Genomic DNA, 11,369 nt, shown 5'->3' with positions numbered 1-11,369 from the left:
CGCCCTGGCGACAGGCGGTGCACACCCCGGATACGCTGAGGTCGCAGCGCAAGAGCGTGCCGTATTGGGGGCGTTGGTGACGGACGGATTCGACTTCAGTCCCGGGGCGCAGGTTCCCCTGTCGGGAGCGGCGGGACAGACGGCGGCGACGCAGGCCCTGGCCTCGGCCGCCTACCGCGACGACCCCGTGGCAAAGTTGCTCGACGCCAATTCGGAGTGGACGGTCTCGGAGGTCAAGAAGCCCAGGATCTCCCTCTTCGAGCCGAACCTGGGCGAGGCGTTCGCGCGCGCCGTCCAGATGAGAATGCTCGGCGGCGGCCGGGGCCAGGTGATCCAGTCCTTCGGCATGGAGCCCCAGACGGTCGTCGAGCACTGTCTGGCCGCCAACCGCATCCGCAAGACCCGTGACGCCCGGCTCACCGCCGTCATGGTGATCTTCGGGCTGCTGTTCCTGCCCGGGACGCTGCTGTGGCTCGGCGCCTTCCAACTGCGCCGCTCGGTCGCCGGGGCCCAGGACAAGCGCATGGGCGCACTGGGCACGGCGCTGCTGGTGGCGCTCGGCGTGATGGTCGTCATCTTCCTGATCAAGCTGCCCTTCGGGGGCTTCTGGGGGATCTATCTCCGGGGCGTCGTGGTCGCCCCGGTGATCGGCTGGTACATCGCCAAGCAGATCTGCGAGCGCACCGCCAAGGACCTCCGGGACTCCTGGGGCGGGCTGCTCTCCGGCGGCGGCGTCGGCGCCAAGGTGCCCGAGACGGTGCCCAACCACCCGGGCCAGACCGCCGCCGAGGAGCTGCGCAAGTCGCTCCACAAGCTCACCGCCGAGCAGTACAGCAATGTGGTCTTCTACGCCGGTCCCAAGGGCATATTGGGCATGGGCACCCGGTGGGGCAGCTGGCAGCTGGCCGAGGACCTGGTCTCGGCCGATCCCGACAAGGAGATCGACCCCTTCCGCAGCTGGGACGTCATACGGGCGATCCACGACCAGCTGCGCATGCTGGAGCGCACCCCGCTGCACACCGGCGGCTTCCCCACCCCCTCCGTGCGCCACTGGGTGGTCTCGCCGATCGGCGAGGGGGCCAAGGCGGTCGAGCGCGGCGGCATCTCCGAGGAGGAGGGCTTCCAGATAAAGGGGGTCGAGCTCCAGCGGATCTGCGACCAGCAGCAGTTCGGCGCCGGTGACCGGCACTACCTGGGTGTGCAGTTCGTGCTCTGGGACGGCCAGTTGGTGATCACCCTGATGATCACGGTGACCCTGCTGCACAAGACGCTGCGGATCGAGGTCACCGGGCATGCGCTGGGGCCGGTGCACCCGCTGTTCACCAGCAAGCCCTCGGCACCCTCCAAGACGGTCGCCAAGACCTTCCGGTTCTGGGAGACCAAGTCCATCCCGCTGCCACTGGTGAACGCGAAGGAGGTCGTGCGGCTGGCCGCGCGTGCCCCCTTCACCTGGTACCCGCCGATACTGGACCACCTCGGGGGCAAGCTGGTGCTGCCCGAGCCGTTCGGTCTGCGGCACGCCTGGGCGGACAAGCCCTGGCGGCACCGGTTCATGGCGGACGACGCGCTGCGCGCCGCCACCCCCGTGCTGCGGGTGGTCCATGAGGCGGCCATCGGGGTGCTCAAGAACCACGGCGTGGACACCGAGCGCTTCGGCAACCGCTCGCTGGCGCTCAGCGGCCAGGTCCAGGACGTGGCCCCGAAGAAGGCCGATCTGTACGACGCGTAAGGGCGCGACGCGTAAGGCGAACGCAAAAGGGTCGGGCCCTGGCCGTGCGGCCGGGGCCCGACCCATGAGCGGCCGCTAGGCCCCCGGCTGGGGCCAGGCGTCGGCGAGCAACCGGCGGGTGTCGGCGAGGAGTTGCGGCAGCACCTTGGTCCTGCCGATCACGGGCATGAAGTTGGTGTCCCCGCCCCAGCGCGGCACCACATGCTGATGCAGATGCGCCGCGATTCCGGCGCCCGCCACGGTCCCCTGGTTCATGCCGATGTTGAAACCGTGCGCACCCGAGGCAGTACGCAGCGCGGTCATGGCGGCCTTGGTGTATTCCGCGAGCTCCACCGTCTCCTCGGCGGTGAGCTCGGTGTAGTCGGCGATGTGCCGGAACGGGACGACCATGAGATGGCCGCCGGTGTACGGATACAGATTGAGCACGGCGTACACGGACTCGCCGCGAGCGATGATCAAGCCGTCCTCGTCGGACTTCTCCGGAATGGAGCAGAACGGACAGCCATCGCCCGCGCCCGGGCCGGTCGGCTTGTTCTCACCCTGGATGTAGGCCATCCGATGGGGCGTCCACAGGCGCTGGAACGCGTCAGGCGTCCCCACTCCGATCTGCTGTTCCGGCTCACTCGTCATGCGGGCCAGCATATTCGCCCCGCAGGGGTGAGGAAGAGCCGAGGGGCGGCCCTGGTCAGGGCCGCCCCTCGGAATCCTGGCCTCCGTGGAGACCACTGTTGGATCAGACCTGGATCCGGCGCTCCACGGCGTCGGCGATCTCGGCCAGCGCCTGGTCGATCGGGATGCCGTTCTTCTGCGAGCCGTCGCGGTAGCGGAAGCTCACCGCGCCGTTCGCGACGTCCTCGTCACCGGCGATCACCATGAACGGGATCTTGGACTTCTGGGCGTTGCGGATCTTCTTCTGCATCCGGTCCGAGGACGAGTCCACCTCCATCCGCAGCCCCTTGGCCTTGGCCTGCGCGGCGAACTCCTCCAGATACGGCACATGGGTGTCGCCGATCGGGATGCCGACCGCCTGGACCGGGGCGAGCCACACCGGGAAGGCGCCCGCGTAGTGCTCCAGCAGCACCGCGAAGAAGCGCTCGATCGAGCCGAAGAGCGCCCGGTGGATCATGACGGGCTGCTGGCGGGAGCCGTCCGCCGCGGTGTACTCCAGCTCGAACCGGGCCGGCTGGTTGAAGTCGACCTGGATGGTCGACATCTGCCAGGTGCGGCCGATCGCGTCCCGGGCCTGGACCGAGATCTTGGGGCCGTAGAACGCCGCGCCGCCCGGGTCCATGACGAGCTCCAGGCCCTGCTTCTCGGCGGCCTTGCGCAGCTCCTCGGTGGCCTCTTCCCACTGGTCGTCGCCGCCCATGAACTTGTCGGAGTCGTCCCGGGTGGACAGCTCCAGATAGAAGTCGTTCAGACCGTAGTCGCGGAGCAGGTCCAGCACGAAGGTGAGCAGATTGTCCAGCTCATCGGCCATCTGCTCCTTGGTGCAGTAGATGTGCGAGTCGTCCTGGGTGAAGCCCCGGGCCCGGGTCAGACCGTGGACGACGCCGGACTTCTCGTAGCGGTAGACCGTGCCGAACTCGAAGAGCCGCAGCGGCAGCTCGCGGTAGGACCGCCCGCGCGCCCGGAAGACCAGGTTGTGCATCGGGCAGTTCATGGCCTTGAGGTAGTAGTCCTGGCCCTCGAACTCCATGGGCGGGAACATGCCGTCCATGTAGTGCGGCAGATGGCCGGAGGTCTCGAAGAGCTTGGCCTTGGTGATGTGCGGGGTGTTGACGAACTCGTACCCCGCCTCCTCGTGCCGCTTGCGCGAGTACTGCTCCATCTCCTTGCGGATCACACCGCCCTTGGGGTGGAACACCGCGAGGCCCGAGCCCAGCTCGTCGGGGAAGGAGAACAGGTCCAGCTCCGCGCCCAGCTTGCGGTGGTCGCGCTTCTCGGCCTCGGCGAGGAAGTCCAGGTACGCCTTCAGCTCGTCCTTGGTCGGCCACGCGGTGCCGTAGATCCGCTGGAGCTGGGGGTTCTTCTCGCTGCCCCGCCAGTACGCGGCGGCGCTGCGCATCAGCTTGAAGGCCGGGATGTTCCGCGTGGTCGGCAGGTGCGGACCGCGGCACAGATCCTTCCAGCACAGCTCGCCGGTCTTGGCGTCGAGGTTGTCGTAGATCGTCAGCTCGCCCGCGCCGACCTCGGCGGACGCGCCCTCGGCGGCGTCCGCGGCCGACCCCTTGAGCCCGATCAGCTCCAGCTTGTACGGCTCGGCGGACAGCTCGTCGCGTGCCTCCTCGTCGGTGACCGCGCGGCGGGAGAACCGCTGCCCCCTCTTCTGGATCTCCTGCATCTTCTTCTCGATGCGCTTGAGATCGTCCGGGTGGAACGGGGTCTCGACGTCGAAGTCGTAGTAGAAGCCGTCCTTGATCGGCGGGCCGATGCCCAGCTTCGCCTCCGGGAACAGCTCCTGCACCGCCTGGGCCATCACATGCGCGGTGGAGTGGCGCAGGATGTCCAGACCGTCCTGGCTGGTGATCTCCACCGGCTCGATCTCGTCGCCCTCGGCCGGCCGGTACGCCAGGTCCTTGAGCTGCCCGCCCACGCGCACGGCGACGATCGAGCGGTCACCGGCGAAGAGGTCCGCCGTCGTAGTGCCCGTGGCCACCACGCGTTCTTCCCGCTCGGAATCGCGTTGGATGATCACACGGACGTCTGACACCGGTCTCTCCTGACTGATGGATGGCTCCCCGCGGCGAATGCCGCGCAGCGTGAATCGTACCGAGCCGATGGGCGGGACCGCGAAACGGTTGTGGACGCCGTCACCGCCCGGGACCGCTCTCGCCCGACGCCATCACGATCCACGGCGGCGGTCAGGGGCCGCCGCCGCACGCCTCCTCGAAGAAGTCCAGGTTCTCCTGGAGCGACTTGACCAGCCGGTCCCGCTCGGCCTCGTCCACCTGGACCGGGGTGACGCCAGCGGCCCCGCTGAGCCGCCGGAAGCCGCCGCGGCTCTCCAGCCGCCCCCGCACCCGGATCGGCAGCCCCACCAGATGGGCATGGCCGGCGATGCGGTAGTCCTCCTCGTCCAGGCTGATCCGCACCTGGGCGACCTCCGCGCCGGAGAGCACCCTCAGCCGCACCGTCCCGGGACCGCCGGGGCCGGTACGGCGCAGCCGCACCACCGCGCCCGTGAGGCACACCGGTACGGACGGCTCATCCCGGACATAGCGGGCACCCGCCTCCCTCAGCCCCGGGAGGTCGCCGGGCGAGAACTCCACCGGATCGGGCCGGGCGGCGAACCCCTGGGGCGGACCGGCGGCCGGTGACCACTCCAGCGCCACCCGCGCCCCCTCCGTGCCCTGGACCAGCGCGATCACCGCCTCGGTCAGCTCCCGGCTGACCCCCGCCGCGACCGCCGCGTCATACGCCTCCATCCCGCCGGTCGTCCGGTGGTAGTCGGCGGCGTCCCGGAGGGCGTACAGCGCGCGCAGCAGGGTGACGGCGGTGACGCGGCCGCCCTCCTCGACGGGCACGAAGACGGTCAGCTCACGGCCGCCGGACTCGGCGCCCGGGGGCCCGGTCAGCACCCGCTCCAGGGACGCCTCGGCGGCGCGGCGGTGCCGGGCGCCGTAGTAGCCCGCGCGGCCGCGGGCGGCGAGCGCCCCGGCCAGCAGGGTGTCGCGGGCGGCGGCGCGCAGCCGCTCCTGCGCGGTCCAGGCGGAGGTGCCACCGGGGGATTCGGGCACCTCGCGCCGCCAGCGGATCTCGTCGCTGGGCACGGCGAGGCCGGTGAGCACCTCGCGGGCGGAGGGGGCGGCGCTGCGGCTGAGCGCCATCAGCGCCTCGCCGAGCAGATCGCCGCTGTCGGGGAAGTCCCGGCTCTCGGGCACCAGCAGGCTGGTGCCGCCCGCACCCCTGCCCGGCGGGGTCCAGCGGGCATAAGCCCCGGGGGCGCCGCCGCGGCGGCGCCAGCCGTGCCGGGCGAGCAGGGCGCCGAGGACGGCCGGGTCCACCTCGTCGGGGCGCGGGACCGGCAGCGGTGCCGGTTCGTCGTGGGGCCATGGCCGGTCCATCACGGTCTCCCTCCCGCCCCGACCCGGGTCATGATCTCGCAGAGCGCGCGGTCGTCGAAGATCCGCGAGGTCGGGATCCGCACGGTGGTCCGGCGGCGGCCCGTGACCGCGTGGCCGGCCAGATTGATCCAGTAGCAGCAGTGGCGCAGGGACAGGCGGTCATGCCCGGCTCGCAGCCAGTCCTCCCGGCCGCGCGGCACGATCATCACCACGAGGATCTTGTGTACGGAGACCGGGCTGCGGGCCAGCTTGACCAGGTGGTCGTTGTCGAGCGTGAAGGCGAAGGTCGGCCCGGGAGGGGCCGGCGCGATCTGGTACGTGGCCTTGAGCTGCACCTTGATGGTGACCTCGTCGTCCACGGCGTGGCCCCGGGCGCTGTGGCTGACGTGCCAGTCGATGCCGTGGTCGGGGAAGGGCTGGGCGAGTGAGCAGCCCGCGGCGGCGGCCACCGCGTGCAGATAGCCCACCTGAAGGGTCTCCATACAGGCGGTGGTGGCGATTTGGCCACGCACGGGAGGTGGTCCGCTCAGGGCAAGGCCGCTCGCCGTCGGGGCCGGGTCGGGTGCTGCCAGCGTCATGTCCGTGACGCCTTCCGGTCGTCGCCGGCTTCGTACACCTGTGTTGTCTCCGCGTCAGGACCTCGGCAAACAGCGGTGGTTCGCGGTCCTCCCTCCGGGTATCACCTGGTCGGGGCGGGATCAGATGTCATCGAGGGGAAATGCACGAGGAGTTGAGGCCATGCCGTCCTGGTTCGAAGGGCCGCTCGCCGCCTTTGACACGGAGACCACGGGTGTCGATGTCGAGCATGACCGGATCGTATCGGCGGCCCTGGTGGTGCAGCGCGGGACCGGAAGTCTGCCGGAGGTCCGGCGCTGGCTGGTGAGCCCGGGGGTGCCGGTGCCGCCGGCCGCCACCGAGATACACGGTCTGACCGACGCTCATCTCCAGCGTCACGGCAGATGGCCGGCGCCGGTGGTGGACGAGGTGGCGCGGGCCATAGCGGAGCAGGTCACGCGGGGCACCCCGCTGGTGATCATGAACGCGCCGTTCGATCTGACCCTGCTGGACCGGGAGTTGAAGCGGCATCGCAACTCCAGCCTGGCGGGCTATCTTTCGCTGCGCTCGATGGCCGTTCTGGATCCACGGGTGCTGGACAAACACCTGGACCGCTATCGCAAGGGCCGCCGCACCCTGATCGATCTGTGTGAGCACTACGGCGTGGAGTTGACCGGCGCGCATGACGCGGCGGCGGACGCGGCGGCCGCGCTGCATGTCGTACGGACGGTGGGCCGCCGGTTCGCCTCCCGTCTGGAGACGCTGACCCCCGCCGAGCTGCACGCCCGCCAGACGGTCTGGTACGCGGCGCAGGCCCGGGGGCTACAGGCGTGGTTCGCGCTCAACGGCTCGGACGAGGTCTGCGACCCGGCGTGGCCGCTGCGTCCGGACCTTCCGGCCGCGGCCTGACGTTCGAACGCGGCGCGCGCTCGACCGCTCGGGCCCCGCGCGCCTGACGTTCAGGCCCGGCGCGCTTGACCACTCAGCCCCGGCGCGCCCGACGTTCAGGCCCGGCGGAGCGAGAAGGGGTGGCCGGCCGGGTCGGAGTAGATCCGTACGTCGCGCAGACCACCGTTGTGCTTGGTGTCCAGCGGCCGGGCGCCCAGGTCGACGACCTGGCGCTCCGCGGCGTCGACGTCCTCCACCAGCAGGTCCAGATGCGCCTGCTGGGAGTCGTCCGGCCGTGGCCAGCTCGGCGGGGCGAAGCCGTGGTCCCGGACGAAGGCCATCCGCGACCCGCCGGGGGCGACGATCTCGACCCGGTCGGGGGTGGTCAGCGGCTGGATCTCCGCGCCGAGCACCCGGGCGTAGAACTCGGCGAGCTCCTCGGGTTCGGCGCAGTCCAAGGACAGTACGGCTGCGGTCGCGACGGCCATGAGTTCCCCTCCACATCGTCACCCACGGAAGCCCTGTTCGGATACCCCGCTCCTGGCCGTACAAGCACACAAAGATGAGGCCGGGCCGCCTGCTGGCGGCCCGGCCTCATGGGGTGGTGGGCGATACTGGGTTCGAACCAGTGACCTCTTCGGTGTGAACGAAGCGCTCTCCCACTGAGCTAATCGCCCGGGTTGTTCCCTTCGGGATCTCCCCGGTGGAACGACCTGAACAATACAGGTCGCGGCGGGTTTGGTTCAAACCGCGTTTCCGCCGGAGGGCCCGGAGGCCGGACCGGGCGGCGCCCCGGCCGGTCCGGCGGGCCGCGCGGCGAGGTGTGCCCGCAGCCCCCGCAGCCCGGAGCGCATCATCAGGGCGTGGTTGGCCCGGAAGACGGGGCGCCCGGGGAGCGCGAGACGGCGCAGCAGGGGCTTGCGGGCCACCACCTCCTGTTCGAAGAGGGCGCGGGTGCCGGTCCCCTGGGGCAGCACCGTCCAGCGCGCCCAGCCCTCCAGATCGCCCGCGAAGCCGATCTCCAGCACGCCGTCCGCCGGGTCCTGCCGTGCCTCGCTGACGATCAGCCGCAGGTCGTACGGGATGAGGGAGCGGAAGCGGGCGGCGCCGCTGCGCTCGTCGATCCGCCGGACCTCACGGACCTGGGGCCACCACCGCGGATAGTCGTCGCCGTTCGCCAGCGCCGCGAAGACGGCGGCGGGCGGGGCGTCGAGGTCCCACCGGCTGCGGAAGCGGTAATGGCACCAGTCCATGCCCTCAAGTGTGGTCCGGCCGCGACGGCGTGGCCAGCCGGCTAGCCCGGCAGCTTGTCGCCGACGAGCGCGAGGTTCTGGATCGCGGCGAGGCCGTACTGGGCGGTGGCGTTGGTGCTCACCCAGGCCGCCTCGACGCCGGGCTCCAGCACGTCCGGGCCCGCCACCTTCACCGACTTCCAGCTGACGGTGGCATCCGGGTAGCCGTCGCCCTCGTGGTATTCGGTGAACTTCTGCCAGGCGCGGGCGGCCAGCTTGTCGTCCTTCAGCTGGACGGCGGCGTAGGCGTCGAGCCGGGAGTGGCCCTGGACCAGGATCAGCGAGCCGAAGTCGGTGCCGTAGCGGGCCTTCTGCTCGGCCTTGGTGGCGTTGAAGTAGCGGCAGTAGTCCAGCCATGCCTCCTTGAACTTCGGCAGGTCGATGAGGTCGATCACCTCGGCGCAGACCTCGACCAGGCCGAAGACCGCGGACAGATGGGAGACGCTGACCTTGGGCCGGTCGGCGATGGCGTACTTGCCGGTGTCGAGGTCGTACAGCCCGCTGCCCTGGACGAAGCCGTTGGGCTGGGCCGCGATGGTCTCCATGGTGGAGCGCAGCCGCGCCTCGGCCTTCTCCGCCTTCGGCCCGCGCCGCTCCCATTCGGTGAGCCAGGCCCCGGCGAGGCCGCTCCAGTCGGTGCCGAAGCCGATGTCCAGGGCGTGCGGATCGGGCTCGTAGTCGGGGTCCTCGCGGACCTTGCGCAGTGGATCGAGGACGAGGAAGGTCTCGTCGGAGTCGACGAGGGCGTGCATGATGTCGCCGATCCGCTCGTCCGCGGTGAGGAAGTAGTAGTAGCGGCGGTACAGGGCGGTGGAGATGCGCTGCTGTTTGGCGCTGTCGGCGAAGTGCTGGACGCCGTGCCGGGTGCCGAGCCCGGCCCAGTTGCCGAGGTGGTAGGCGTCGACCTCGCCGGTGTGCCGGGTCATGGACTCGGCGAAGCGGAAGATGTCGGAGCGGCCGGAGCGCAGATACGCCAGCCACAGCCACAGGTCGGGCGAGAGCTCGGAGTTGTCCCAGGCGTAGCCGCCGACGTCGTACCGCCACCGGTGCCGGTCGCCGTCGTAGGTGTGCATGATGTCGCCGTAGTCCCAGAAGCCGTACCAACGGCGCTGTTCGACCTGGCCCTTGTGGTAGTCGAAGAGGAAGTCCAGCCGGTCCTCGACCTTCGCCTTGGCGGGGGTGGAGCGGTCGACGGGGGCGAAGAGGCCGCCGAAGACCTTGGCGCGGACCAGGTCGGCGGGTCCGGCGGCCAGTTGGGGCGGGGTGCGCACGGCGGCGGCCTGCCGGACGAGGGTGTCCGCGTCGGGGGTGGCCGCGTTGGCCCAGAAGGTGAGTTCGCTGGTGCGGGCGATGCCGTAAGGGGTGCCGAAGCCGGGCTCGTAGTCCTCGTAGGTGATCTCGAGGCCCTCGAGCTGTTCGGGGTAGGTGTCCTGGCCCATGCCGTCGTGGTAGAAGCGCAGGTCCATGGGCTGGGCCTCGGGCGACCAGAGCCACAGGGTGACCTCGGCCTCGGCTCCGGCGGCGCCGCGGATGTCCAGCTGGGCGGGGAACTTCTCCCAGAAGTCGCGCAGTCCGAAGGAGAGTCCGCCGCTGACGCCGCCGACGTAGCCGAAGCCGCTCGCCCGGCCGCCGCCGCCCGCGGCGATCCAGCCGTGGCCGGGCTTGGTGCGCTTGCGCAGGGTGAAGCCGTCGGCGGAGAGCTGGGAGAGGGTGTAGTCGCCCCAGGTGGGGATGAGATGCAGCCGGGAGGTGACGCGCTGGTCCCAGCCGGCCGGGTCGGGCAGCTTCTCGCCCTTGACCTGGGCGGTGCGGACGCCCGCGCCGGGGTCCCGGCGCAGCCCGGTGACGCCCTTGACGGCCTCGGTGAGGAACCCCTTGCCCTCGCCCGCGATGCGGATGTGGCGGTCGTACGCCTCGTCGCGCATCGGCACGGAGAAGCGGACGCCGAGACCCCGGATGAAGTCCTTGTTCTGGTCGCCGTCGAAGGTGATGGTGTGCACCATGCGGAAGGAGTCCGCGCCCGCGTAGAAGTAGAGCCGGATGCTGAAGGGGAGCCAGGCGCGGCGGCCCTTGCGGTGCTTGCCGTCGATGCGGACGACGGCGCGGACGGGGCCCTTCTGCTCGACCTTCGCCCCGCTGATCTCGCCGTCGAACCGCTCCCACTCGGCGCGTCCGCGGTCGCCGTCGTCCACGTCGCCCTGGCGGAGCAGGACCAGCCGGCCGTCGCGGGCGATCTCGGTGGAGCCGCGGGTGACGGAGCGTACGAGCTGCTTGCCGTCCTTGCCGATGACGGCCCTGATGACCCCGGTGTCGACGGTGATCCTGCCGCCGCTCTCGGAGACGGTGACCTTCTTGGCGGGTGCGGCGGGCGTGCCGGTGGTGAGCCGGTAGGAGCTGCCGGTGAGGCCCTCCCCCGCCGCGTGCGCGGTCCACTTCAGCGAGCCGTCGGGCCAGTAGGCGGTGGCCCAGGTCTGTAGGGGCACATGGGCGCCGTCGGCGGTGGTCAGCGCGAAGGTCCGGTCGCCGGGGTGGGCGCCCCTGGGCCAGGGGACGCCGAAGGTGGAGCCCGCGGCCGCGCCCAGGCCGCCGTCCTCCAGCCAGGAGATGTCCACGGGCTCGTCGGCGGCCTTCTCGGCGGGGCTGTCGGCGGCGGCCCGCGGGGCGTTGTGGGCGAGCAGCCAGGAGAACGGCACGGCGGCGCCGGTGGCGGCCGCGGCCTTGAGGAGGTTGCGACGGGGGATCGGGGGCATGTCCGCTTCACCTTTCATACGAGGGCAGGTGCATGACATGAGTGGGGGGAGGAGGCGCCGGGGTGGGCGGCGCCTGGGGAGGGGCGGA

9 protein-coding genes and 1 tRNA gene are annotated in these 11,369 nt (G+C 71.0%); 2 read left to right on the top strand and 8 right to left on the bottom strand.

Features of this window, described 5'->3' with window-relative positions; all coding sequences use genetic code 11:
- The first annotated feature begins 76 nt into the window (after positions 1-76).
- Positions 77-1,729, top strand: coding sequence for a hypothetical protein (locus tag ACJX2R_RS40345; protein WP_413104106.1), 1,653 nt, complete (start codon positions 77-79; stop codon positions 1,727-1,729).
- Between the two features lie 75 nt (positions 1,730-1,804).
- On the opposite strand, the gene ACJX2R_RS40340 is transcribed toward ACJX2R_RS40345, so the two are convergent.
- The 4 genes from ACJX2R_RS40340 to ACJX2R_RS40325 all read right to left on the bottom strand — a co-directional run bounded on the left by ACJX2R_RS40340 (position 1,805) and on the right by ACJX2R_RS40325 (position 6,374).
- Complete coding sequence (locus ACJX2R_RS40340; protein WP_191066302.1) at positions 1,805-2,371, bottom strand: HIT family protein; 567 nt, start codon at positions 2,369-2,371, stop codon at positions 1,805-1,807.
- A gap of 91 nt (positions 2,372-2,462) precedes the next feature.
- Entirely contained in the window at positions 2,463-4,442 is a 1,980-nt protein-coding gene (thrS, locus tag ACJX2R_RS40335; RefSeq protein WP_413104105.1) for a threonine--tRNA ligase, read from the bottom strand.
- 151 nt (positions 4,443-4,593) lie between these two features.
- Entirely contained in the window at positions 4,594-5,796 is a 1,203-nt protein-coding gene (locus ACJX2R_RS40330; RefSeq protein WP_262700925.1) for a hypothetical protein, read from the bottom strand.
- Positions 5,796-6,374, bottom strand: coding sequence for a DUF4365 domain-containing protein (locus ACJX2R_RS40325; protein ID WP_413104104.1), 579 nt, complete (start codon positions 6,372-6,374; stop codon positions 5,796-5,798). Before ACJX2R_RS40325 ends, ACJX2R_RS40330 begins: the two co-directional genes overlap by 1 nt.
- A gap of 160 nt (positions 6,375-6,534) precedes the next feature.
- Here ACJX2R_RS40325 and ACJX2R_RS40320 point away from each other — a divergent pair, with 160 nt between their 5' ends.
- A complete protein-coding gene (locus ACJX2R_RS40320) occupies positions 6,535-7,260 on the top strand; it encodes a 3'-5' exonuclease (protein WP_262700924.1) in 726 nt (241 codons plus the stop codon).
- Positions 7,261-7,355: 95 nt separating this feature from the next.
- Here the strand turns inward: ACJX2R_RS40320 and ACJX2R_RS40315 are convergent, their stop codons facing one another.
- The 4 genes from ACJX2R_RS40315 to ACJX2R_RS40300 form a co-directional block, all read right to left on the bottom strand.
- Positions 7,356-7,727 (bottom strand): VOC family protein, encoded by a 372-nt coding sequence (locus tag ACJX2R_RS40315; RefSeq protein ID WP_262700923.1) that lies wholly within the window; start codon positions 7,725-7,727, stop codon positions 7,356-7,358.
- Positions 7,728-7,841: 114 nt separating this feature from the next.
- Positions 7,842-7,916, bottom strand: a tRNA-Val gene (locus ACJX2R_RS40310).
- A 66-nt stretch (positions 7,917-7,982) separates the two neighbouring features.
- Positions 7,983-8,492, bottom strand: coding sequence for an SRPBCC family protein (locus ACJX2R_RS40305; RefSeq protein ID WP_262700922.1), 510 nt, complete (start codon positions 8,490-8,492; stop codon positions 7,983-7,985).
- A gap of 41 nt (positions 8,493-8,533) precedes the next feature.
- Complete coding sequence (locus ACJX2R_RS40300) at positions 8,534-11,281, bottom strand: Tat pathway signal sequence domain protein (protein ID WP_413104103.1); 2,748 nt, start codon at positions 11,279-11,281, stop codon at positions 8,534-8,536.
- Positions 11,282-11,369: the final 88 nt, after the last annotated feature.

This window comes from Streptomyces sp. Inha503 (assembly GCF_047215865.1).
GTDB classification, from domain to species: domain Bacteria; phylum Actinomycetota; class Actinomycetes; order Streptomycetales; family Streptomycetaceae; genus Streptomyces; species Streptomyces lycopersici.
Note: the sequence above shows the minus strand (reverse complement) of the source record. Positions and strands in the feature narration are given on the sequence as shown.

Excerpts from the sequence above, each read along its gene's own strand:
- ACJX2R_RS40300 (WP_413104103.1), bottom strand. The coding sequence starts at position 11,281 with ATGCCCCCGATCCCCCGTCGCAACCTCCTCAAGGCCGCGGCCGCCACC.
- ACJX2R_RS40340 (WP_191066302.1), bottom strand. The coding sequence starts at position 2,371 with ATGCTGGCCCGCATGACGAGTGAGCCGGAACAGCAGATCGGAGTGGGG.
- ACJX2R_RS40315 (WP_262700923.1), bottom strand. The coding sequence starts at position 7,727 with ATGGCCGTCGCGACCGCAGCCGTACTGTCCTTGGACTGCGCCGAACCC.
- ACJX2R_RS40320 (WP_262700924.1), top strand. The coding sequence starts at position 6,535 with ATGCCGTCCTGGTTCGAAGGGCCGCTCGCCGCCTTTGACACGGAGACC.
- ACJX2R_RS40330 (WP_262700925.1), bottom strand. The coding sequence starts at position 5,796 with ATGGACCGGCCATGGCCCCACGACGAACCGGCACCGCTGCCGGTCCCG.
- ACJX2R_RS40305 (WP_262700922.1), bottom strand. The coding sequence starts at position 8,492 with ATGGACTGGTGCCATTACCGCTTCCGCAGCCGGTGGGACCTCGACGCC.
- ACJX2R_RS40325 (WP_413104104.1), bottom strand. The coding sequence starts at position 6,374 with ATGACGCTGGCAGCACCCGACCCGGCCCCGACGGCGAGCGGCCTTGCC.